We start from the raw sequence: 20,393 nt of genomic DNA, 5'->3' as shown, positions 1-20,393 counted from the left end.
GACGATACTGAATAACAAGAAGGGGCCTGCGGGCCCCGCCAATGGAGTAGCGAAGTGACCGAACTGACCCTCAAGCCCGGTACCCTGACCCTGGCCCAGCTGCGCGACATTCATGCCGCACCCGTCAAGCTACGCCTGGACGACAGCGCGGGCCCGGCGATCGATGCCAGCGTCGCTTGTGTCGAGCAGATTCTCGCCGAAGACCGCACCGCCTACGGCATCAACACCGGCTTCGGTCTGCTGGCCTCGACCCGCATCGCCCGTGAAGACCTCGAGAACCTGCAGCGTTCGCTGGTGTTGTCGCACGCCGCAGGCATCGGCGCGCCGCTGGACGACGCTCTCGTACGGCTGATCATGGTGCTCAAGATCAACAGCCTCAGCCGTGGTTTCTCCGGCATTCGGCGCAAGGTCATCGATGCGCTGATCAGCCTGGTCAACGCCGAAGTCTATCCGCACATTCCGCTGAAAGGCTCGGTCGGCGCCTCCGGCGACCTCGCGCCGCTGGCGCACATGTCACTGGTGCTGCTCGGCGAGGGCAAGGCCCGTTACAAGGGGCAGTGGCTGGAAGCTAACGAAGCACTGGCTGTGGCCGGCCTCGAACCGCTGACCCTGGCCGCCAAAGAGGGCCTGGCCTTGCTCAACGGCACCCAGGCGTCTACCGCTTATGCCCTGCGCGGCTTGTTCCACGCTGAAGACCTGTTTGCCGCCGCGATCACCTGCGGCGGCCTGACCGTCGAAGCCGCGCTGGGCTCGCGCTCGCCGTTCGATGCGCGCATCCATGAAGTGCGCGGCCAGCGCGGCCAGATTGACGCCGCGGCCTGCTACCGTGACCTGCTCGGTGACTCGACCGAAGTGTCGCGCTCCCACGAAAACTGCGGCAAGGTCCAGGACCCGTACTCGCTGCGCTGCCAGCCACAGGTGATGGGCGCTTGCCTGACCCAGTTGCGTCAGGCCGCGGAAGTGCTGGCGATCGAATCCAACGCTGTCTCCGACAACCCGCTGGTGTTCGCCGCCGAAGGTGATGTGATTTCCGGCGGCAACTTCCACGCCGAGCCGGTGGCCATGGCCGCTGACAACCTGGCCCTGGCGATTGCCGAGATCGGTTCGCTGAGCGAGCGTCGCATTTCACTGATGATGGACAAGCACATGTCCCAGCTGCCGCCGTTCCTCGTCGAAAACGGTGGGGTCAACTCCGGGTTCATGATCGCCCAGGTCACCGCCGCAGCATTGGCCAGTGAGAACAAGGCGCTGTCGCACCCACACAGCGTCGACAGCCTGCCGACCTCGGCCAACCAGGAGGACCACGTGTCGATGGCGCCGGCAGCAGGCAAGCGCCTGTGGGAAATGGCCGAGAACACGCGTGGCGTGCTTGCCATCGAATGGCTCGGTGCCTGCCAGGGCCTGGACTTGCGCAAGGGCCTGAAAACCTCGGCCAAGCTGGAGCAGGCGCGCCGCGCCCTGCGTGCCAAGGTTGCCCACTACGAGCGTGACCGGTTCTTCTCGCCGGATATCGAAATGGCCAGCGCGCTGCTGGCCGAAGGCACGCTGACCGGGTTGTTGCCGGCTGGAGTATTGCCAAGCCTGTGAAAAGCTGGGGGCCTGCTGCGCAGGCCTTCGCGGGTGAACCCGCTCCCACAGGTTACGGCGGCGCTGCAAATCCTGTGGGAGCGGGTTCACCCGCGAAGGGCCGCAAAGCGGCCCCCAACGCGCTAATCCGTCCATAAAAATAAAAGGGACGCAGCATGCAACAATCTCAAGGTCTAAAACGCGGGCTGACGTCCCGCCACATCCGTTTCATGGCGCTCGGCTCGGCGATCGGCACCGGGCTGTTCTATGGCTCTGCCTCAGCCATCCAGATGGCCGGCCCAGCGGTACTGCTGGCCTACCTGATCGGTGGCGCCGCCGTGTTCATGGTCATGCGCGCGCTCGGCGAAATGGCCGTGCACAACCCGGTCGCCGGCTCCTTTGGCCAATACGCCAGTACCTACCTGGGGCCGATGTCCGGCTTTGTGCTGGGCTGGACCTACGCCTTCGAGATGATCATTGTCTGTATCGCCGACGTGACCGCCTTCGGTATCTACATGGGCTTCTGGTTCCCTGAAGTGGCACGTTGGATCTGGGTGTTGGGCATCGTCTTCCTGATCGGCGGGCTCAACCTGTGCAACGTCAAAGTGTTCGGCGAGATGGAATTCTGGCTGTCGCTGCTCAAGGTCGGCGCGATTGTCGCGATGATCCTCGCCGGGCTTGGCATCATGGCCTTCGGCATGGGCCAGGTCGGTAGTGGCTCGGCGGTCGGCGTGAGCAACCTGTTCGAGCATGGCGGCTTCATGCCCAACGGCATTGCCGGGGTGATCGCCTCGTTTGCCGTGGTGATGTTTGCTTTTGGCGGTATCGAAATCATCGGTATCACTGCTGGCGAAGCGAAAGACCCGCAGCGGGTCATCCCCAAGGCAATCAACGCCGTGCCGCTGCGTATCCTGCTGTTCTACGTGCTGACTCTGTTTGTGCTGATGAGCCTGTACCCATGGCCGCAGATCGGCAGCCAAGGCAGCCCGTTCGTGCAGATATTCAGCAACCTTGGCATCGGTTCGGCTGCTGCTGTGCTTAACGTAGTGGTGATTTCTGCGGCAGTGTCGGCGATCAACAGCGACATCTTCGGTGCCGGGCGCATGATGTACGGCCTGGCCCAGCAGGGCCATGCCCCGCGTGGCTTCGCCCAGCTGTCCAAACACGGTGTGCCGTGGCTGACGGTGGTAGTGATGGGCGCGGCGCTGCTGATCGGCGTGGTGCTCAACTATCTGATCCCGGAGAACGTGTTCCTGCTGATCGCCTCGATCGCCACTTTCGCCACGGTCTGGGTCTGGCTGATGATCCTGCTCACTCAAGTGGCGATGCGCCGCAGCATGAGCCGTGAGGAAGCAGCCAAACTGAAGTTCCCGGTACCGTTCTGGCCCTATGGGCCGGCCCTGGCGATTGCCTTCATGGTGTTCATCTTTGGTGTGCTCGGCTACTTCCCGGATACTCAGGCAGCGTTGCTGGTCGGGGTGGTGTGGGTGGTGTTTCTGGTCGCGTCCTACCTGCTCTGGTGCAAGCCGCGTGCAGGTCAGGGTCAGTTGGCCGAGCAGCAGGCCGAGCTGCACCGCTAGTAACGGAGGAAGTGTATGGCAACGTTATGGCAGCACTGCCATGTGGCAAGCATGGTCGGCGGCAGCTATTCGATCATCGAGGATGCGGCGATCATCACCCGCGCCGGTCTGATCGAATGGATCGGCCCACGCGCCGAGCTGGCGCCACAGGCCGACCTGGAGACGGTCGATCTGGGCGGTGCCTGGGTCACCCCGGGGCTGATCGACTGCCACACCCATGCGGTGTTTGGCGGTAACCGCAGTGGCGAGTTCGAGCAGCGTTTGCAGGGTGTCAGCTATGCCGAGATTGCCGCCCAGGGCGGCGGCATTGCCAGCACCGTGCGCGCCACTCGCGCGGCCAGCGAAGAGCAGCTGCTGGCCAGCGCCCGGCAGCGGGTCGAAGCGTTGATGCGCGATGGGGTGACCACCCTTGAGATCAAGTCAGGCTACGGCCTGGACCTGGTCAACGAACGCAAGATGTTGCGCGTCGCTCGGCGTCTGGGCGAAGCGCTGCCGCTGACCGTGCGCAGCACCTGCCTGGCTGCCCATGCGCTGCCGCCGGAATATGCCGGGCGCGCCGATGACTACATCCAGCATATCTGCGACGAGCTGCTGCCAGCGTTGGCCGGCGAAGGCCTGGTCGATGCGGTCGATGCCTTCTGCGAACACCTGGCGTTCTCGCCGGCGCAGGTCGAGCGGGTGTTCATCAAGGCCCGCGAACTGGGCTTGCCGGTCAAGCTGCATGCCGAGCAGTTGTCATCGCTGCACGGCTCCAGCCTGGCTGCCCGTTATCAGGCGCTGTCGGCCGATCACCTGGAGTTCATGACCGAAGACGACGCCATTGCCATGGCCGCGGCGGGCACCGTCGCGGTGCTGCTGCCGGGCGCGTTCTACTTCCTGCGCGAAACCCAGCTGCCACCGATGGACGCGCTGCGTCGGCACGGGGTGAAGATCGCCCTGGCCAGCGACCTCAACCCTGGCACCTCGCCTGCCCTGTCGCTGCGGCTGATGCTCAACATGGGCTGCACGCTGTTCCGCATGACCCCTGAAGAGGCGTTGGCCGGGGTTACCGCGCATGCCGCCACGGCACTGGGCCTGGGCAGCACTCACGGCACGCTGGAAGCCGGCAAGGTCGCCGACTTTGTCGCCTGGCAGATCGATCGCCCGGCCGACCTCGCGTACTGGCTGGGCGGCGACTTGCCCAAGCGGGTAGTGCGCGGCGGTGTGCAATCAACTTTTTGAGCGAGGCCTCATGGACAACGTATTGAGCTTTCACCAAGGCCGCCTGCCGCTGCTGATCAGCATGCCCCACGCCGGCCTCGGTTTGACCGCCGCCGTGCGTGACGGCCTGGTCGAACAGGCGCGCAGCTTGCCCGATACCGACTGGCATATCCCACGGCTGTATGACTTCGCCCGTGAACTGGGTGCCAGCGTGGTCGCCGCGGAGTACTCGCGGTTCGTCATCGACCTCAATCGGCCAGAAGATGACCAGCCGTTGTATGCCGGGGCCACCACCGGGCTGTTTCCGGCCACCCTGTTCGACGGCGAGCCGCTGTTCGTTGCCGGCCTTGCGCCGTCTGCGGCGCAGCGGGCGGAGTATCTCGAGCAGATCTGGCGCCCCTACCACGACACCCTGCGCGGGGAACTGGCGCGTCTGCGTGAAGAGTTCGGCTATGCACTGCTGTGGGATGCGCATTCGATCCGCTCGCACATCCCGCACCTGTTCGACGGCAAGCTGCCGGACTTCAACTTCGGTACCTTCAATGGCGCCAGTTGCGACGCGGCACTGGCCGAGCAACTGCAGCGCACCTGCGCCCAGGCGCCGGGCTACAGCCATGTGCTCAATGGACGCTTCAAGGGCGGGCACATCACTCGTCACTACGGCGCCCCGGCCCAACACGTGCATGCCGTGCAGCTGGAGCTGGCGCAGAGCACCTACATGAACGAAACCGAGCCGTTCGCCTATCGTGAAGACCTGGCCCAGCCTACTCAGGCAGTGCTGCGCCAGTTGCTCGAAGTGATGCTTGCGTGGGGGCAGGCGCGGTACGCGCGCTAGACGCGCACGGCACAGGGCTGTGCAGTTGCTCGAGACCAGGCAGGCGCAGGCTTCACTCGGGCGCGGACGCCTGGTAAGCCTGCACTCCAGCGGCGGCGTCGCGCCGCAGGTATTTCAGATTGCCGTGCTGGTCGTGCACGTTGATGACGATGTTGTAGCCCTGCGCTACGGCGGCTTGCTGGGCCGCATCGGCCATCAGCATGGCGCTGCGCAGCTCCAGGCGCGGGTCGTCGGAAGCAGCGAACGCAGCAGGCGCGAGCAACGCCAGCAGGGCGACATGCAGGATTTTCTTAGGGTGTTTCCGGCTGTTGAAAGAGCGGGTCGCTATCCTAAAGGCGGTAGCACTGCGCAGGTGACGCAGACTGTTAGCGTGCGTTGCCGATGCGCCCTGACATGATTCGGGTTTATGATGGCGGCAGCCGAAGAATAGCCCTTCATGGAGTGCGCAATGCAGACCCTGTACCCGCAGATCAAACCTTACGCCCGTCACGATCTGGCCGTGCAAGCGCCGCATGTGCTGTATGTCGACGAGAGCGGTTCGCCAGAAGGTCTGCCGGTGGTGTTCATCCACGGTGGTCCGGGTGCCGGCTGCGACGCGCAGAGCCGCTGCTATTTCGACCCGAACCTGTACCGCATCATTACCTTCGATCAGCGCGGCTGTGGCCGCTCCACCCCGCACGCCAGCCTGGAAAACAACACCACCTGGGACCTGGTCGAGGACATGGAGCGTATTCGCGAGCACCTGGGCATCGACAAATGGGTGCTCTTCGGCGGCTCGTGGGGCTCGACCTTGGCCCTGGCCTACGCACAGAAGCACCCAGAGCGCGTGCACGGGCTGATCCTGCGCGGCATCTTTCTCGCCCGCGCCCAGGAGATCCGCTGGTTCTACCAGGAAGGCGCCAGCCGGCTGTTCCCTGACTACTGGCAGGACTACATCGCACCGATCCCGCACGACGAGCGTGGCGATCTGGTCACGGCCTTCCACAAGCGCTTGACCGGCAACGATCAGATCGCGCAGATGCACGCCGCCAAGGCCTGGTCGACCTGGGAAGGCCGCACCGCCACCCTGCGGCCCAATCCGCTGGTGGTCGATCGCTTCTCCGAGCCGCAGCGTGCACTGTCGATTGCCCGTATCGAATGCCACTATTTCACCAACGATGCCTTCCTCGAACCCGATCAGCTGATCCGCGACATGCCCCGCATCGCCCACCTGCCGGCGGTTATCGTGCATGGCCGCTATGATGTGATTTGCCCGCTGGACAACGCCTGGGAGCTGCACCAGGCCTGGCCCAACAGCGAGCTGAAAGTGATCCGCGACGCCGGCCACGCCGCGTCCGAGCCGGGTATCACCGACGCGCTGGTGCGCGCCGCCGACCAGATGGCCCGGCGCTTGCTGGACCTGCCGTTGGAAGAAGCGTGAAGGCCCTGCTGCAGCGCGTGCTGAACGCCCGCGTCGAAGTTGCCGGCGAAGTGGTCGGTGCGGTCGAGCAGGGCTTGCTGTTATTGGTGGCGGTCGAGCCTGCAGATACACGCGAGCATGCCGACAAACTGTTGCACAAGCTGCTTAACTACCGGGTGTTCAGTGATGCCGATGGCAAGATGAACCTGTCGCTGAAGGACATTGGCGGCGGCTTGCTGCTGGTGTCGCAGTTCACCCTGGCGGCCGATACCCGCAGTGGCATGCGCCCGGGCTTCTCGACCGCCGCGCCACCTGCACTTGGCGCTGAATTGTTCGAGTATCTGATGGGTCAGGCGCGGACGTCACACGACGACGTAGCCAGTGGCCGTTTTGGCGCAGATATGCAGGTCCATCTGGTCAATGATGGCCCCGTAACATTTATGTTACAAATCTGAGGCGAAATAACCGCTTGTTTGTACAAAACAAGAGGGTTTTGACGATAAATAGTTGTTGCCGCCTGATGCGTTGTCACGCGGCCTGCTAGATAATCGCGCGGCTGTAGGGACCTGCGTTCGCAGGTTCGTTGTACCAAGACTTGAGGACTGTCTGGAGCCGTTTGGGGAATCATTGAGCCCTTACGGGGTCCGAACAGTGCTCGCCAACCCGGCATTTGTAGCTGGCCGTTGGTTTCATGATCTGTTTTCGGCGAGGGTTGCTCGTGATTGTAAGTCCCCGTAATGCACCAAAGATCCCCGGCAATCGGTTGCGTACCGCCCTGGCGGCTGGCGTGGCCTTGGTCGGCCTGCTGAGCGCGGGTCAGCTGTGGGCATTCAACCTTGACGATGTCGCCGCCAAGGCGAAGGATCTGGCCGGTCAGAAGTACGAAGCACCGAAGAGCAATCTGCCGACGGTGTTCCGTGACATGAAGTACGCCGACTACCAGAAGATCCGCTTCCTCCAGGAAAAGGCCGAGTGGGCTCAGGACAAGACCCCGTTCAAGCTGTCGTTCTATCACCAGGGCATGCACTTCGACACGCCAGTGAAAATCAACGAAGTCACTGCCTCCAAGGTTGAAGAGATCAAGTACGACGCCAGTCGTTTCGATTTCGGCGACGTGCCGCACGACGCCAAGACCGTGGAAAACCTCGGCTACGCCGGTTTCCGCGTCCTCTACCCGATCAACAAGGCTGACAAGCAAGACGAAATCATGACCTTGCTTGGCGCCAGCTACTTCCGCGTAGTCGGTAAGGGCCACGCCTACGGCCTTTCTGCACGTGGCCTGGCCATCGACACCGCGCTGCCGTCGGGTGAGGAATTCCCGCGTTTTACCGAATTCTGGGTCGAGAAGCCCAAGCCTGCCGACAAGCACCTGGTGATCTACGCCCTGCTTGATTCGCCGCGCTCCACCGGTGCCTACAAGCTGACCGTACGCCCGGGCAACGACACCATCGTCGACGTCAAATCGCGCATCTACCTGCGTGACCACGTCAGCCGTCTGGGCGTTGCACCGCTGACCAGCATGTATCTGTTCGGCCCTAACCAGCCGTCCAAAGTGCTCAACTACCGCCCAGCCCTGCACGACTCCGAAGGCCTGGCGATCCATGCAGCCAATGGTGAATGGCTGTGGCGTCCGCTGAACAACCCGCGCCACCTGGCCGTGAGCAACTTCAGCGTGGAAAACCCGCGTGGTTTCGGCCTGATGCAGCGCCACCGCGCCTTCAGCGACTATGAAGACCTCGACGACAACTACCAGAAGCGTCCAAGCGCCTGGATCGAGCCGCAAGGCGACTGGGGCAAGGGCACTGTCGATCTGGTCGAGATTCCGACCGCAGATGAAACCAACGACAACATCGTTGCCTTCTGGAGCCCGGAAACCCTGCCTGAGCCAGGCCAGTCAGCGGATTACAACTATCGCCTGCACTGGACCATCGACGAGGCCAAGTTCCAGGCCCCTGATCTGGGTTGGGTCAAGCAGACCCTGCGTTCCACCGGTGACGTCAAGCAGTCCAACCTGATCCGTCAGCCGGATGGCAGCGTAGCCTTCCTGGTCGATTTCGCAGGTCCCGTGCTTGCCGCTCTGCCTGAAGACAGCACCGTGCGCAGCCAGATCAGCGTTGGCGACAATGCCGAGGTGGTCGAGAACAACCTGCGCTACAACCCAGAAACCAAAGGCTGGCGCCTGACCCTGCGGTTGAAGATCCAGGATCCGAAGAAGTCCACCGAGATGCGTGCAGCGCTGCTGCAGGACGTCCCGGTAGAAGCGCCAAAACCGGCCAAGGACAGCAAGCATGCCAAGGCTGCGGCCAAGCATGCCAAGGCTGAAAAGCCTGCCGAGCAACCTGCTGCAGACGCGGCAGCCACCCCTGCGGCCCCGGCCACCACCGAGAAAGTGTTGACCGAGACCTGGACCTATCAGTTGCCTGCCGATGAGTAATTCGAACCTACGGCCAGTCTCGGTTGCCGAGTATCTGGCCCACCTGCCCCTGAGTGACGAGCAGCGCGCGCAACTGGCCGACTGCAACTCATTCAGCGAGCTGCACCAGCGTCTGGCGGCCGATCCGGCCGCCGGCTCTGCCGAGGCGTCGGTGGCTGCCCGCCTGACCGTCGGCAGTGCCGGCGAAATGGAAGAGGCCGAGATGCTCGGCGTTGACAGCAATGGCAACCTGAGCCTGAAGATCGCTCCGCCGATCACTCGCACCCGGGTGTTGCCAGAGCCATGGCGGACCAATGTGCTGGTGCGCATGTGGCGGCGCATGACCGGCCGCCCCAACGCCCCGCAACCACCCCAGCGCGAGCTGCCGGCGGCACGCTGGCGCTGGGTCGGCTCGATGCGCCGTTACATCCTGCTGACCTTGATGCTCGGCCAGACGATTGTTGCTGGCTGGTACATGAAGGGCATCCTGCCGTACCAGGGCTGGTCGTTCGTCGACCTTGACGAAGTGTTCAGCCAACCGCTGTGGGACACCGTGGTGCAGGTCTGGCCGTATGCCTTGCAGACCTCGATCCTGATCCTCTTCGGCATTCTCTTCTGTTGGGTTTCGGCCGGCTTCTGGACCGCCTTGATGGGCTTCCTGGAGTTGCTCACCGGGCGCGACAAGTACAAGATTTCCGGCAGCAGTGCCGGCAACGAGCCGATCGATGCCCAGTCGCGTACTGCGCTGGTCATGCCGATCTGCAACGAAGACGTGCCGCGGGTATTCGCCGGCCTGCGCGCGACCTTCGAGTCGGTCGCCGCCTCGGGCAACCTCGACCGCTTCGACTTCTTTGTACTCAGCGACTCCAACGATCCGGATATCGCCGTGGCCGAGCAACAGGCCTGGCTAGAAGTGTGCCGCGAGGCCAAAGGCTTTGGCCGGATCTTCTATCGCCGCCGCCGCCGCCGCGTCAAACGCAAGAGCGGCAACCTCGATGACTTCTGCCGTCGCTGGGGCAGCGAGTACAAGTACATGGTCGTGCTTGACGCGGACAGCGTCATGAGCGGTGAATGCCTGAGCAGCCTGGTGCGCCTGATGGAGGCCAACCCGGACGCCGGTATCATCCAGACCGCGCCCAAGGCGTCGGGCATGGACACCCTGTATGCGCGTCTGCAGCAGTTCGCTACCCGCGTGTACGGCCCGCTGTTCACCGCTGGCCTGCACTTCTGGCAGCTGGGCGAATCGCACTACTGGGGGCACAACGCGATCATCCGCATGAAGCCCTTTATCGAGCACTGCGCGCTGGCGCCGTTGCCGGGTAAAGGTGCCTTTGCCGGCGCGATCCTCTCCCACGACTTCGTCGAAGCAGCGCTGATGCGCCGTGCCGGCTGGGGTGTGTGGATTGCCTATGACCTGGACGGCAGCTACGAAGAATTGCCACCCAACCTGCTCGACGAGCTCAAGCGTGACCGTCGCTGGTGCCACGGCAACCTGATGAACTTCCGCCTGTTCCTGGTAAAAGGCATGCACCCGGTGCACCGCGCGGTGTTCCTGACCGGGGTGATGTCGTACCTGTCCGCGCCGTTGTGGTTCTTCTTCCTGGTGCTGTCGACGGCGTTGCTGGCGACCAACACCTTGATGGAGCCGCAATACTTCGTTGAGCCGTTCCAGCTGTACCCGCTGTGGCCGCAATGGCACCCGGAGAAGGCCATTGCGCTGTTCTCCACCACGGTGGTGTTGCTGTTCCTGCCCAAGCTTTTGAGCATCATCCTGATCTGGGCCAAGGGCGCTACCGAATTCGGTGGGCGCTTCAAGGTGACCGTGTCGATGCTGATCGAGATGCTGTTCTCGATGCTGCTGGCGCCGGTACGGATGATCTTCCACACCCGCTTCGTGCTTGCCGCGTTCCTCGGCTGGGCAGCGACCTGGAACTCGCCGCAGCGTGATGACGACTCCACGCCGTGGAGCGAAGCGGTGCGTCGGCATGGTCCGCAGACCCTGCTCGGTGTGGCCTGGACGGTGCTGGTAGCCTGGCTCAACCCAAGCTTCCTGTGGTGGCTGGTGCCGATTGTTGGTTCGCTGATGCTGTCGATTCCGGTATCGGTGATTTCCAGCCGCGTGGGCCTCGGTCTGCGCGCCAAGGACGAGAAGCTGTTCCTGATTCCTGAGGAATACGCCACGCCAACCGAGCTGCTCGCCACTGACCAGTACACCCACGAGAACCGTTGGCATGCATTGAACGAAGGCTTCGTGCGGGCTGTGGTCGACCCGCGGCAGAATGCGCTGGCCTGCGCCATGGGCACTGCCCGGCATGGCCAGTCGGCGGCGATCGAGGCACTGCGTGAAGAGCGCATCGCCAAGGCGCTGGAAGTCGGCCCGGCCGCGCTGGATGGCAATACGCGCCTGGCGCTGTTGAGCGACCCGGTCGCGCTGTCGCGTCTGCACGAGCGGGTCTGGGCTGGCGAACATGCAGCCTGGATCGACGCCTGGCGCAGTTCGATCAACAGCGATCCGCATTCGCCGTTGTTGCCGTTGCATCCCGAGGGTGATGGGCAGCCGACGTTGGTCGGCGCCTGATACAACCCTGAGGGCCGCGCTGCGGCCCTCAGGGCCCCCGTGATACGCATTCTTTTTGGCCAACAAAGTCCCCCCCAGCTCTAGGTCCCGAGCCGCGCATGCGTTAGCATCGCTTCCGGTATTCCGAGCAGGCCAGTACGGCCGTGCCAACAATAAGATTCGTACTCTTTCTTTGCTAGGGGACTTGGTGATGATGAAGAAATACCTGTCGCGACTGCTGGTCGGCGTCACGGCGCTGGTCGCGGTGACTGCGGCCCAGGCCGGCGCCATCGACGATGCGGTCAAGAGCGGCACCCTGCGGGTCGGTATGGACCCCACCTACATGCCGTTCCAGATGACCAACAAGCGTGGCGAGATCATCGGCTTTGAAGTCGATATCCTCAAAGCCATGGCCAAGTCCATGGGCGTCAAGCTGGAGACCGTCTCCACCGCCTACGACGGCATCATCCCTGCTCTCCTGACCAACAAGTTCGACATGATCGGCAGCGGCATGACTCTGACTCAGGAACGCAACCTGCGCCTGAACTTCAGCGAACCGTTCATCGTGGTCGGCCAGACCCTGCTGATCCGCAAGGAACTGGCGGGCGAGATCAAGTCGTACAAGGACCTGAACAGCGACAAGTACCGCATCACCTCCAAGCTCGGCACCACCGGCGAGATGGTTTCCAAGAAGCTCATCAGCAAAGCCAAGTACCACGGCTATGACAACGAGCAGGAAGCGGTCATGGACGTGGTCAACGGCAAGGCCGATGCCTTTGTCTACGACGCCCCTTACAACGTGGTGGCGGTCGAGAAGGCCGGCGCTGGCAAGCTGCTGTTCCTCGAAGAACCCTTCACCTACGAGCCACTGGCATTCGGCTTGAAGAAAGGCGACTACGACAGCATCAACTTCATCAACAACTTCCTGCACCAGATCAAGCACGACGGCACCTATGATCGGATCCACGACAAGTGGTTCAAGAACAAGGACTGGCTCAAGGAAATGGAATAAGGGCCCAGGCCACAAGCCCAGGCTTTGACCCCCGACGCGCAGGCAAACCCTGCGCGTTCGCATTTACGGAAGTACCCACGTGATCAAACACAAGAAAGCCCAGTGGCCCTGGCACGGGCTGACCGCGCTGGTGCTGGTCGGTCTGGCCATCAGCCTGTACCTCGCCACGTCGATGATGGCCTACGAGTGGCGCTGGAACCGCGTCCCGCAGTATTTCGCCTACCAGGCTGAAGAAGCCCAGCGCGCCGCCAGCTATGGCACGGTTGCCGAGATCGTAGTCCAGGGCGACAACGCACGCGTTACCCTCAAGGGTGAAGACGGCGAGCAGCAAGTACTGGACGTGGTCAAAGACAGCCTGCAACTGAGCCGCGGCGATGACGTTGCCGAAGGCGACCAGATCGGTGTCACCCGCCATTGGGCGGCCGGGCCGTTGGCCTGGGGCCTGTGGACCACGCTGTGGCTGTCGGTTGTGTCCGGGGCGCTGGGCTTGGTGATCGGCCTGTTTGCCGGGCTGTGCCGGTTGTCCAACAACCCGACCCTGCGCGATCTGTCGACGGTCTACGTCGAGCTGGTACGCGGCACGCCATTACTGGTGCAGATATTCATCTTCTATTTCTTCATCGGCACGGTGCTCAACCTCTCGCGCGAGTTCGCCGGGGTGGCCGCGCTGGCGCTGTTCACCGGCGCCTACGTGGCCGAGATCGTGCGTGCCGGGGTGCAGTCGATTGCCCGTGGGCAGAACGAAGCCGCGCGCTCGCTGGGCCTGAATGCCAGCCAGTCGATGCGCCATGTGATCCTGCCGCAAGCGTTCAAGCGGGTGTTGCCGCCGCTGGCCGGGCAGTTCATCAGCCTGGTCAAGGACACCTCGCTGGTCTCGGTGATCGCCATCACCGAACTGACCAAGAGCGGGCGCGAGGCGATCACCACCTCGTTCTCGACCTTTGAAATCTGGTTCTGCGTGGCAGGGCTGTACCTGCTGATCAACCTGCCGCTGTCGCACCTCGCCAGCCGGCTCGAGCGGAGGCTTGCGCAAAGTGATTGAAGTCCGTGATCTGTTGAAAGTGTTCGACACCCGCGGCCAGATGGTGCGCGCGGTGGATAACGTCAGTACCGGTGTAGCCAAGGGCGAAGTGGTGGTAGTACTGGGCCCGTCGGGCTCGGGCAAGTCGACCTTCCTGCGCTGCCTGAACGGCCTTGAGCACTTCGATGCCGGCCACGTGTCGATCAACGGCATACCGCTGGCCGACCCGAAAACCGACATCAATGCTTATCGCCGCGAAGTCGGCATGGTCTTCCAGCACTTCAACCTGTTCCCGCATATGACCGTGCTGGAGAATCTGTGCCTGGCGCAAAAGGTCGTGCGCAAACGTAACAAGGCCGAGCGTGAGGCCAAGGCACGGGCGTTGCTGGACAAGGTCGGGATTGCCGAAAAGGCCAACGAATTCCCGTCGCGGCTGTCCGGTGGCCAGCAGCAGCGCGTGGCGATTGCCCGCGCATTGGCGATGGAGCCGAAGGTGATGCTGTTCGACGAGCCGACCTCGGCGCTCGACCCGGAAATGGTCGGCGAGGTACTCGACGTGATGAAGACCTTGGCCAAAGAAGGCATGACCATGGTCTGCGTGACCCACGAAATGGGCTTTGCCCGCGAAGTGGCCGACCGCGTGCTGTTTTTCGATCATGGCAAGTTGCTGGAAGATTCGGCACCGGCGGCGTTCTTTGACTCGCCCAAAGACCCGCGCGCTCAGGCTTTCCTGCGCCAGGTGCTGTAAGTGCAGGGCCCGTCGCCAGCCGGACTGGCGACGGGCTCGGGTTACAGGCTGAAGCGACCGACCATGCTGCGCAGTTGCCGGCCCAGCTGCTCCAGCTCGCCGCTTGAGGCGGCGGTCTGCTCACTCGCCGCGCTGGTCTGATCGGACACATCACGTACGCTCAGCACGCTGCGGTTGATCTGCTCGGCGACCACGCTTTGCTCCTCGCTGGCAGTGGCGATCTGCTGGTTCATACCCTGAATATTGGACACCGTCTGGGTGATCTGGCCCAAGGCATCGCCGGCTTTGCGGCTCAGCTCGACGCTGCGCTCGGTGAGCTGCTTGCTGTCGTCGAGCAGTTGCGTGACCTGATCGGTACCGCTGTGCAGGTTGTCGATCAACTGCTCGATCTCTTCGGTCGACTGCTGGGTTCGTTGCGCCAGGCCGCGTACTTCGTCGGCAACCACGGCAAAGCCACGGCCCGCCTCACCAGCTCGCGCTGCTTCGATGGCGGCGTTCAAGGCCAGCAGGTTGGTCTGGACCGATACTGACTTGATTACATCCAGAATACTGCCGATGCGCTGGCTCTCTGCCGCGAGGTGGTGCATGGCCTCCAGGCAGTGGTCCATCTGCGCGGCCAGCTGCTCGATCTCAGCCACGGCCAGGGTCACTACCGCATCTCCCTGTTGCGCCTGCTGATCGGCACTGGTGGCCGCCTGTGCAGCGTGCTCGGCGTTCTGCGCGACCTCCTGCACGGTGGCGCTCATCTGGTTCATGGCCGTGGCGACCTGGTCGGTATCCTCCTTCTGCTGGTTGATCCGCGCCTTGGTGTCCTGGCTGGCGACAGCCAGTTGCGAGGCAGCGCTGGAGAGCTGGCCGACGCCCTGATCGATGCCGCCGATCAGCTCGCGCAGGCTCACGGTCATGTCGCGCATGCTGGCCTGCAGCTGGCCCAGCTCGTCGCGCCGCTCAACCGTGTCCAGCTGGCTGAGGTCGCCGCGGGCAATACGCGCGGCCTGGGCCAGGGTCTGGCGCAGGGGCTGGATGATCTGGCCGGTGATCAACCAGGCGGCGATTACCCCGACCACCAAGGCCAACAAGGCGACGCTGGTCAGCAGCGAGCGGTCTTCAACCGCCTCATGGTCGCGCTGCTCGATCTTCTGCTTGGCCAGGGCAACGCTGGCGGCGCTCAGCTGGTCGCCGAGTTTCTCCATGTTGTCGTGCAGTTGCTCCACCTCGATCGCAGCGCTGCGGTACTGCTCGAGGCTGCTGCGATAGCGCGCCAGCTCGGTGCCTGGCCGCTCCCTCAGGGCGCGCGGCAGGCCCAACGGTGCAAGGGCACCGCGCAATTGCGCAAGCGTACTGTCGGCGGCGGCCAACGCCGAGTCGCCGACCTTGGCGAAGGCCTCCAGCGGCGAGTAGGTATAGGCCGGCAGCAGGCTTTGCTGGTTGGCACCCTCGACATGCCGCGAAAAGCTGTCCATGAGGCTGATCAGGTTGCTCTGTTGGCCATCGGCCGAGAGCTTGAGCAGGGTCTGGTTCTGCAACTCGTCGATGGCCTCACCCAGCGTGTGTTCCTGCTGCTGCATACCGACGCGCAGCTGGCCGCGTTTGGCCACGGCTTGCTGGAGCAGGCCGAAGTCTTCGCGCAGGCGCTTGAGCTGATCCAGTTTTTGCGTGAGCAGCTGGCGTGACTGGTCGACTGAGCTGCGTTGCTGGAGGGTGGCGAGCATGCTCTCGAGCTGCTCGATGATGGCACTGATGCGCGTCCTGCTGGTCTCGTCAGCGAGCACCCGGTAGGTGATCCGCTCTGCGCGCAAGTCCTTGCTCAAGTCATTGATACGGGTGATTTCGCTGAGCTGTTGCGAGCGACTGATGGCGCCGTCGAGGGCGTTCCAGCCACTTATTGTGGTGGCCAGGGTAAGCAGCAGCACCACGCTGAAGCCCAGCGCCAACTTGAGCCTGACGCTCAGGTTGCCGAGCGTGCGATTGATAAAGCCGAACATGGCATACCTCCGTCCATTCAAGATGACCACGGACTGTGGCCATGCCTGCTCATCGGCGCGGAGGTTGTAGGACTTGACCTGCAAATCCTGTAGGAAAGTTCACTGCGCGGCCTAGGAAAATTCCTAGGACGCACGCAGTTCGGCTGCTCGTCTAGAGCCGGAAGCGCCCCACCAGGCCCTGCAGGTGGGTGCCCAGGCGCGCCAGCTCGACGCTGGAGCTGGCGGTCTCTTCACTGGCGGCCGAGGTTTGGTCGGAGATATCGCGCACGTTCATCACGCTGCGGTTGATCTCTTCGGCGACCGCGCTCTGCTGCTCGGCGGCAGTGGCAATCTGCTGGTTCATGGCCTGGATCGACGACACCGTGCGGGTGATCGTCTCCAGCGAACCGCCAGCACGGCGGGTCAGCTCGACGCTGCTCTCGGTCAGGTCGCGGCTGGCGTCCATCACGCTGGCTACACGCTGAGTACCGCTCTGCAGGCCGGCGATCAGCGCTTCGATCTCTTCGGTCGACTGCTGTGTGCGCTGGGCCAGGCTGCGCACTTCGTCGGCCACTACCGCAAAGCCGCGCCCGGCCTCACCGGCGCGGGCGGCCTCGATGGCGGCATTGAGGGCGAGCAGGTTGGTCTGCTGAGCCACTGCCTTGATCACATCGAGCACGCTGCCGATCTTGTCGCTTTCGTCCTTGAGCTGATTCATCGCTTCGCTGGAGTTGTTCACCTCGCTGGCCAGACGCTCGATCTGAGCGATGGCTTCGCCGACCACGCGATCACCTTCACGGGCCTGCTGGTCGGCTGCCAGGGCCGCCTCGGAGGCCTGTTCGGCGTTGCGCGCAACCTCATGCACGGTGGCGGCCATCTCGTTCATGGCGGTGGCGACCTGATCGGTCTCGACCTTCTGATTATTGACCCCGGCGCTGGTCTGCTCGGTGACTGCCGACAGCTCTTCAGCCGCACTGGCGATCTGGGTGACGCCGTCGCCGATACCGCCGATCAACTCGCGCAGGCTCACGGTCATGCGCTGCATGCTGGCCTGCAACTGGCCGAGTTCATCGCGGCGGTCGATCTGCAGGTTCTGGCTGAGGTCGCCGCTGGCTACCCGTTCGGCTGCGGTCAGGGTGTAGCGCAGTGGCCCAACAATCTGGCGGGTGATGGCCCATGCCGCGATCAGGCCGAGCAACAGGGCCAACGCGGTGGCGCCGGCGAGCAGGGTCTTGGCTTGCTGGGTGCCCTGGTCGCGCACCTCGGTTTGCGAACTGCTCATCTGCTTGCTGGTGTCGATCAGCACAGCGCCTTGCTCGGTCATGCGCTGCAGGGCCTGCGCGGCGGCGGTCTGGGCACTGGCAAACTGATTGACCGCATCGCGGTAGGCGGCCAGCGCTGTGGAGGCGTCATCCAGCCCTGCGGCATATTCAGCCGGCAGCTTGGTCGGCAGCGCGTTGAGCACGGCCAAGGCCTGGTCGATGGCCGTCAGAGCGGTCTGTTGGAATTCAGGTTTACCGCTGTAGGTGTAACCGCGCACCTGGAAGCGTGCCTGCTGCAGCAGGGCGCTGACCTCGACCGCGTGTTGGTACTGGTTGACATCGCCGGCCGCTAGCAGGCGCTGCTGGACCTGGCTGATCAGCGCAGCGGCCTTGTCGGCACTGTCGCCGAGCACGCTGCGGCTGGCATCGCGTCGCTGGCCGGCCTGGCGGATGTCAGCAAAGGCTTGCTGGTATTGACGCACCGCCTCACGTTGCTGCTCCAGGCGCTGTAGGTCGGCAGGTTGCTCAATTTGGCCGAGCATCAGTTGTACCTGACGGTCCAGGTTGCCCAAGGCTGTTTCCAGCGCGGCGACGCCTTTCTCGTCGCGGTCACGCTCATATTGCTGGCGAGCGATGCGCAGTTCCTGGGTGTACTGATGGATCACCGAGATGTTGCCCAGCGTGTCACCGCGCGAGGTAACGCCGTTGATGCCGGACCAGCCGGTCAAGGTGATTGCCAGGGTCAGCAACAGGACCAGGCCAAAACCAAAGCCGAGCTTGCGGCTGACACTCATATTTCCCAGAGACTGGGCAACCCACTGGAACATGTTCGACTCCCCCGGCGTTGGCGCTGCAGATTTTTTCTTGTGCTGCTCAGGGCATCGGCCTTGGCTGGGGAAACTTGACGGAAAAGTTCTGACCGATCAGTCAGAAAATGCGCGAGAGCAGGGCAGTGACGGCGGTCTCGACCCGCAGGATGCGTGCACCCAACTGCACCGGTTGCAGGCCTGCCTTGGCCAGCAAGTCGACTTCATAGGGGATCCAGCCGCCTTCCGGGCCGATTGCCAGGGTGACCGGCTGCTGCACGGCGCGAGGGCAGGCCGGGTAGTCGCCGGGGTGGCCAACCAGACCCAAGGTGTCGGCGGCGATGGCCGGTAGCCGGTCTTCGACGAACGGCTTGAAGCGCTTCTCGATGATGATTTCCGGCAGCACCGTGTCGCGCGCCTGTTCCAGGCCGAGGATAAGGTTTTCGCGGATTGCCTCGGGGGTGAGAAACGGCGTTTGCCAGAAGCTCTTCTCGACCTTGTAGCTGTTGAGCAGGATCAGCCGTGGCACGCCGAGGGTGGCGATGGTCTGGAACAGCCGGCGGAGCATCTTCGGCCGCGGTACGGCGAGGATCAGGGTCAACGGCAGCTTGGCCGGTGGCTGCTGATCAAAGCTGACCTGCAGCTCCGCTTCGTGCCCCTCCAGGCGAACCACGCTGGCTTGCCCCATCAGCCCGTTTATCTGACCCACGCGCAGGTTGTCGCCCACTGCAACGCGATGAATCTCCTGCATGTGGGTGAAGCGCCGATCAGCCAGCACGACGCGGTCGGCCGCGATGAAGTCGGCCTGTTCAAGCAGCAGCAGGTTCATGGCTGGGTCGCTGGCGGCTGGTCTTCCGGATCGTCGGCAGCGGGTTCATCGAGCGGGCCACGCTTGCGGATCAGGCCACCACAGAGCACGCCGATTTCGAACAGCAACCACATCGGTACGGCCAGCAGGGTCTGCGAAAAGATATCCGGCGGAGTCAGGACCATGCCGACCACGAAGCAACCGATGATCACGTAGGGGCGGATCTTGCGCAGGTATTTGACGTCGACCACGCCGATCCACACCAGCAACACCACCGCCACCGGGATCTCGAAGGCCACGCCAAAGGCGAAGAACAAGGTCATGACGAAGTCGAGGTAGCTGGCGATGTCGGTCATCATCGACACCCCTTCCGGGGTGGCGCTGGCGAAGAAGCCGAAGATCAGCGGGAATACCAGGAAGTAGGCGAAAGCCATGCCGGCATAGAACAGCACGATGCTCGAGACCAGCAGCGGGATCGCTATGCGTTTCTCATGGCGATACAGGCCCGGTGCGATGAAACCCCAGATCTGGTGGAGGATCACCGGGATCGCCAGGAACAGCGAAACGATCATGGTCAGCTTGAACGGCGTCAGGAACGGCGAGGCCACGTCAGTGGCGATCATCGTCGCGTTGGCAGGCAGGTGGTCGCGCAGCGGCGCCGAGACCAGGGTGTAGATCTGCTGGGCAAATGAGAACAGCCCGGCAAAGATCAGGAAGATCACCGCGATACAGCGCAGCAGGCGTGTCCGCAGTTCGGTCAGGTGCGAGACCAGCGGCATCGGCTGGTCGTGGTCCGGTCTATCGCTCATGGGGCTCGTGGCGTCTGGGGCGGCTCAGGGATGGCGGCCGGGGCAACAGGCGTGCTCGGCTCGGCGGGCACTGCAGTAGGGGCCTGCACGGTGGCTGGTGGCTCTGCCAGCGGCACGATCGGCGCGCCAGCGTCTACCGGCGGTTGGGCTGGCTTGGGTGGCTCTGCCTGTGGGTTGAGAATGCGCCGGGCCTCCTGCTCCATCGACAGGATGTGCTCGTTGTGCAGCTGACGGCGGATGTCGTCGGCGCCGATTTCGCGCTCGACTTCCATCTTGATGCTGTTGAAGCTGCGCTTGAGCCGGCCGATCCACAGCCCCGCCGTACGCGCGGCGCCGGGCAGGCGCTCGGGGCCGAGCACCACCAGGGCGACCAAGCCGACGAGCAGCAACTCGCTGAAGCTGATGCCGAACAT

The 20,393-nt window shown here is 63.6% G+C and carries 17 protein-coding genes and 2 pseudogenes; 11 read left to right on the top strand and 8 right to left on the bottom strand.

Features of this window, described 5'->3' with window-relative positions; translation table 11 throughout:
* Positions 1–54: 54 nt before the first annotated feature.
* The 4 genes from hutH to hutG all read left to right on the top strand — a co-directional run bounded on the left by hutH (position 55) and on the right by hutG (position 5,181).
* On the top strand, positions 55–1,587 hold the full coding sequence (gene hutH, locus ACIOAU_RS09005) for a histidine ammonia-lyase (protein ID WP_401181436.1): 1,533 nt from the start codon (positions 55–57) through the stop codon (positions 1,585–1,587).
* Between the two features lie 155 nt (positions 1,588–1,742).
* A complete protein-coding gene (locus ACIOAU_RS09000; RefSeq protein WP_188035177.1) occupies positions 1,743–3,146 on the top strand; it encodes an amino acid permease in 1,404 nt (467 codons plus the stop codon).
* Between the two features lie 15 nt (positions 3,147–3,161).
* Positions 3,162–4,367 (top strand): imidazolonepropionase, encoded by a 1,206-nt coding sequence (gene hutI, locus ACIOAU_RS08995; protein WP_220632931.1) that lies wholly within the window; start codon positions 3,162–3,164, stop codon positions 4,365–4,367.
* A 10-nt stretch (positions 4,368–4,377) separates the two neighbouring features.
* Positions 4,378–5,181, top strand: coding sequence for an N-formylglutamate deformylase (hutG, locus tag ACIOAU_RS08990; RefSeq protein WP_188035179.1), 804 nt, complete (start codon positions 4,378–4,380; stop codon positions 5,179–5,181).
* Between the two features lie 52 nt (positions 5,182–5,233).
* On the opposite strand, the gene ACIOAU_RS08985 is transcribed toward hutG, so the two are convergent.
* Complete coding sequence (locus tag ACIOAU_RS08985) at positions 5,234–5,443, bottom strand: hypothetical protein (RefSeq protein ID WP_188035180.1); 210 nt, start codon at positions 5,441–5,443, stop codon at positions 5,234–5,236.
* A 186-nt stretch (positions 5,444–5,629) separates the two neighbouring features.
* Here ACIOAU_RS08985 and pip point away from each other — a divergent pair, with 186 nt between their 5' ends.
* The 7 genes from pip to ACIOAU_RS08950 all read left to right on the top strand — a co-directional run bounded on the left by pip (position 5,630) and on the right by ACIOAU_RS08950 (position 14,331).
* Positions 5,630–6,601: a prolyl aminopeptidase gene (pip, locus tag ACIOAU_RS08980; protein WP_101315661.1), complete on the top strand. Its 972-nt coding sequence runs from the start codon at positions 5,630–5,632 to the stop codon at positions 6,599–6,601.
* The gene (dtd, locus tag ACIOAU_RS08975; protein WP_401181431.1) at positions 6,598–7,035 is read left to right on the top strand and encodes a D-aminoacyl-tRNA deacylase; all 438 of its coding nucleotides are present in this window, start codon (positions 6,598–6,600) and stop codon (positions 7,033–7,035) included. The genes pip and dtd overlap by 4 nt, the downstream gene beginning before the upstream one ends.
* Positions 7,036–7,298: 263 nt before the next feature.
* Complete coding sequence (locus tag ACIOAU_RS08970; protein WP_224785537.1) at positions 7,299–9,014, top strand: glucan biosynthesis protein G; 1,716 nt, start codon at positions 7,299–7,301, stop codon at positions 9,012–9,014.
* The gene (gene mdoH / locus ACIOAU_RS08965) at positions 9,007–11,571 is read left to right on the top strand and encodes a glucans biosynthesis glucosyltransferase MdoH (protein ID WP_401181428.1); all 2,565 of its coding nucleotides are present in this window, start codon (positions 9,007–9,009) and stop codon (positions 11,569–11,571) included. Before ACIOAU_RS08970 ends, mdoH begins: the two co-directional genes overlap by 8 nt.
* Positions 11,572–11,764: 193 nt before the next feature.
* Positions 11,765–12,562: a transporter substrate-binding domain-containing protein gene (locus ACIOAU_RS08960; RefSeq protein WP_101322924.1), complete on the top strand. Its 798-nt coding sequence runs from the start codon at positions 11,765–11,767 to the stop codon at positions 12,560–12,562.
* A 79-nt stretch (positions 12,563–12,641) separates the two neighbouring features.
* On the top strand, positions 12,642–13,604 hold the full coding sequence (locus ACIOAU_RS08955; protein ID WP_150571204.1) for an amino acid ABC transporter permease: 963 nt from the start codon (positions 12,642–12,644) through the stop codon (positions 13,602–13,604).
* Positions 13,597–14,331, top strand: a complete 735-nt coding sequence (locus ACIOAU_RS08950; RefSeq protein WP_101322925.1) for an amino acid ABC transporter ATP-binding protein — start codon at positions 13,597–13,599, stop codon at positions 14,329–14,331. Before ACIOAU_RS08955 ends, ACIOAU_RS08950 begins: the two co-directional genes overlap by 8 nt.
* A gap of 41 nt (positions 14,332–14,372) precedes the next feature.
* On the opposite strand, the gene ACIOAU_RS08945 is transcribed toward ACIOAU_RS08950, so the two are convergent.
* The 7 genes and pseudogenes from ACIOAU_RS08945 to tatB form a co-directional block, all read right to left on the bottom strand.
* The gene (locus tag ACIOAU_RS08945) at positions 14,373–15,236 is read right to left on the bottom strand and encodes a methyl-accepting chemotaxis protein (RefSeq protein ID WP_375140263.1); all 864 of its coding nucleotides are present in this window, start codon (positions 15,234–15,236) and stop codon (positions 14,373–14,375) included.
* Positions 15,228–16,316: pseudogene (locus ACIOAU_RS08940) on the bottom strand (methyl-accepting chemotaxis protein); the annotation flags it as partial. The gene ACIOAU_RS08945 and the pseudogene ACIOAU_RS08940, both read right to left, overlap by 9 nt.
* Positions 16,317–16,467: 151 nt before the next feature.
* Positions 16,468–17,181 carry a methyl-accepting chemotaxis protein gene (locus tag ACIOAU_RS08935; RefSeq protein ID WP_401181846.1) on the bottom strand — a complete coding sequence of 238 codons (714 nt, stop codon included), beginning with the start codon at positions 17,179–17,181 and terminating at the stop codon, positions 16,468–16,470.
* Positions 17,182–17,322: 141 nt separating this feature from the next.
* Positions 17,323–18,351, bottom strand: a pseudogene (locus tag ACIOAU_RS08930) (methyl-accepting chemotaxis protein); the annotation flags it as partial.
* 133 nt (positions 18,352–18,484) lie between these two features.
* Entirely contained in the window at positions 18,485–19,192 is a 708-nt protein-coding gene (locus ACIOAU_RS08925; protein ID WP_101315675.1) for a 16S rRNA (uracil(1498)-N(3))-methyltransferase, read from the bottom strand.
* Entirely contained in the window at positions 19,189–19,980 is a 792-nt protein-coding gene (gene tatC, locus ACIOAU_RS08920) for a twin-arginine translocase subunit TatC (RefSeq protein ID WP_101315677.1), read from the bottom strand. The genes ACIOAU_RS08925 and tatC overlap by 4 nt, the downstream gene beginning before the upstream one ends.
* Positions 19,977–20,393, bottom strand: a complete 417-nt coding sequence (gene tatB, locus ACIOAU_RS08915) for a Sec-independent protein translocase protein TatB (RefSeq protein WP_401181424.1) — start codon at positions 20,391–20,393, stop codon at positions 19,977–19,979. The genes tatC and tatB overlap by 4 nt, the downstream gene beginning before the upstream one ends.

This window comes from Pseudomonas sp. NPDC088322 (genome assembly GCF_044740745.1).
Classification (GTDB): Bacteria; Pseudomonadota; Gammaproteobacteria; order Pseudomonadales; family Pseudomonadaceae; genus Aquipseudomonas; species Aquipseudomonas shirazensis.
This window is presented reverse-complemented; position numbering and strand designations above follow the sequence as displayed.

What these genes read in the sequence shown, in the direction of transcription:
- hutI (WP_220632931.1), top strand. Translation starts at nt 3,162, where the DNA reads ATGGCAACGTTATGGCAGCACTGCCATGTGGCAAGCATGGTCGGCGGC.
- tatC (WP_101315677.1), bottom strand. Translation starts at nt 19,980, where the DNA reads ATGAGCGATAGACCGGACCACGACCAGCCGATGCCGCTGGTCTCGCAC.
- mdoH (WP_401181428.1), top strand. Translation starts at nt 9,007, where the DNA reads ATGAGTAATTCGAACCTACGGCCAGTCTCGGTTGCCGAGTATCTGGCC.
- ACIOAU_RS08945 (WP_375140263.1), bottom strand. Translation starts at nt 15,236, where the DNA reads ATGACCGTGAGCCTGCGCGAGCTGATCGGCGGCATCGATCAGGGCGTC.
- ACIOAU_RS08960 (WP_101322924.1), top strand. Translation starts at nt 11,765, where the DNA reads ATGAAGAAATACCTGTCGCGACTGCTGGTCGGCGTCACGGCGCTGGTC.
- hutG (WP_188035179.1), top strand. Translation starts at nt 4,378, where the DNA reads ATGGACAACGTATTGAGCTTTCACCAAGGCCGCCTGCCGCTGCTGATC.
- ACIOAU_RS08925 (WP_101315675.1), bottom strand. Translation starts at nt 19,192, where the DNA reads ATGAACCTGCTGCTGCTTGAACAGGCCGACTTCATCGCGGCCGACCGC.
- tatB (WP_401181424.1), bottom strand. Translation starts at nt 20,393, where the DNA reads ATGTTCGGCATCAGCTTCAGCGAGTTGCTGCTCGTCGGCTTGGTCGCC.
- ACIOAU_RS08935 (WP_401181846.1), bottom strand. Translation starts at nt 17,181, where the DNA reads ATGAACGAGATGGCCGCCACCGTGCATGAGGTTGCGCGCAACGCCGAA.
- ACIOAU_RS09000 (WP_188035177.1), top strand. Translation starts at nt 1,743, where the DNA reads ATGCAACAATCTCAAGGTCTAAAACGCGGGCTGACGTCCCGCCACATC.
- pip (WP_101315661.1), top strand. Translation starts at nt 5,630, where the DNA reads ATGCAGACCCTGTACCCGCAGATCAAACCTTACGCCCGTCACGATCTG.